Below are 1769 nucleotides of genomic sequence, written 5' to 3'. Positions count from 1 at the left end.
AACTTTTGGGGTGCAGTTCAATATGGAGGCTTTAATTTTCAAATTCCTCTTCCACCCAGAGGAGTTAAAGAGTTATCTATTTCAACTGTTTCCTCTTAATGTTTTAATACATCAAACCAATCCTGTGCCGAAGGGCAACATTGAAATTGATGCCCGCGCAACCAGTCACCCTGAATGTTATAAGTTATTGGTTTTCCACGTTTACAATCCAGTACTACCCGGTGTTCCTCCGGTTGGTTATCGAAACGCAGGAACCGTTCCGGTGGAAACATGATTCCCATGCCTATCCAGCCGATCTCCGGATCCTGGAATCCCCACGAACCGATAATGCCGGCATCTTTGTCGGAAAAGAACGTCTCGTCCGGTAACCTAACCAAACCTATGCCCAATTCGATTTTATCGCCTGGAGCGCCGCCATCCACCGTCGCTACCACCGATGAATAAAGATCCCCGGCGCCGATTGAAGGACGCAGCCGTACTGTGTAGGGGGCGTTTTCAGGGCCGACCCCTTCCGCCACGAATTCAAGGATGACCCTATGGTGTGTTTCCTCCACCAACCGGCCGCTAAAAATGGGGGCTCCCTTGCCCGTTTCGTTGCGGACCGGATAGGGCACGCCATTCACATAGAGGATGACCCCTCCGCATCCCGCCGTTTTCCCCACGTGCAGGATATCCATTCCCCAACCGTTCTGGTCGATATGGTAACTCTTGCCCTCGGCTATTTTTGGCATGATCAGCGTGTCAATCCACTGCCGTTTACCGAAGAGGTCGAAATGACCCAAGTAAAAGCGGAAGGCCGCTTTTTCCGATTCCCATCCCCAGTTGGGAGGAAGCCATTGGTTGTTCCAGGCCACGCGCGGCCTGTCCTCTTCCCTGCGCAACCGTGCCGTCCATGCATGATAATCTTCTTCCGGTCTGCCCGTTTTGAAATGTTTCGCGACGGTTTTGACCATAGCTTGTGTGTCGCCTTTACTGCGGGCTGCGTTGAATTTTCTCCAGAAGGAATTGTTTTTGTATCCCGATTTTTTCAGCCGGTCGATCTGCCGGTCCTGCACCAGCGTAAGGTAGTACAATATGGATTGGTCGCTGTTGATAAGGCGACGTGCAATATCGTCCGGAATATTTTTACCCTGCATGCGATTTGCAAGCAAATCCCACACCGCGTCTTCTTCCATTTCCTCCTTCGTGGATCGGAGTGCTGTAGTAAGAGCCATTACCAGATTGTATGTATGTTCCGGTTCGGTTTTAAAAATGGGCGCCAATGTCTCGTTTAACTCCTTGAATGTCCAGCCCACCGGTTTTACGTCCGACACATCTATGGGGAAGGAGTCATCCGTTATGCCGTCGCCATCCGTGTCAATATCCACCCTGTCCATGATGCCGTCCTTGTCTGTATCCACCCAGAGGTACGCCATGTCTGTTTTTGTGTCGAAGTCGTAATCCACCTTGATCCAGCTCCTGTTGCTGTTTTTAATATGGACGCGATGGTCGGCGGGATTGAAATAAAACTCGTTGGGTCCAGAGGGCTTAAGCACCAGTTCATAGCGTTTGTTATAAGGTCCGCAATCCGGAGCGCCGATTCGCGGCATATAGTATCCTGAATCGGTGGATGCGGCATTGATCACTCCTTCCCAGCGTTCAATGGTATCTTTCGGATCATTGAATGCGATATTCAGGTTATTCTCATTCCAGGTCATCAACACACGTTCCCAAGTAACTGTTTGCAAGTAATTGCGTGCAGTAGAGCGTTTCAACACCGGACCGGTAGG

At 50.4% G+C, this 1769-nt stretch carries 1 protein-coding gene; it reads right to left on the bottom strand.

Annotated features, from left to right (window positions below):
* Positions 1-95: 95 nt before the first annotated feature.
* The coding region (locus B3Z75_RS03830) for a DUF4861 family protein (protein ID WP_294067939.1) at positions 96-1769 on the bottom strand (1674 nt) is incomplete at its 5' end.

It is taken from the genome of Proteiniphilum sp. UBA1028 (assembly GCF_002316955.1).
GTDB lineage: Bacteria > Bacteroidota > Bacteroidia > Bacteroidales > Dysgonomonadaceae > Proteiniphilum.
This window is presented reverse-complemented; position numbering and strand designations above follow the sequence as displayed.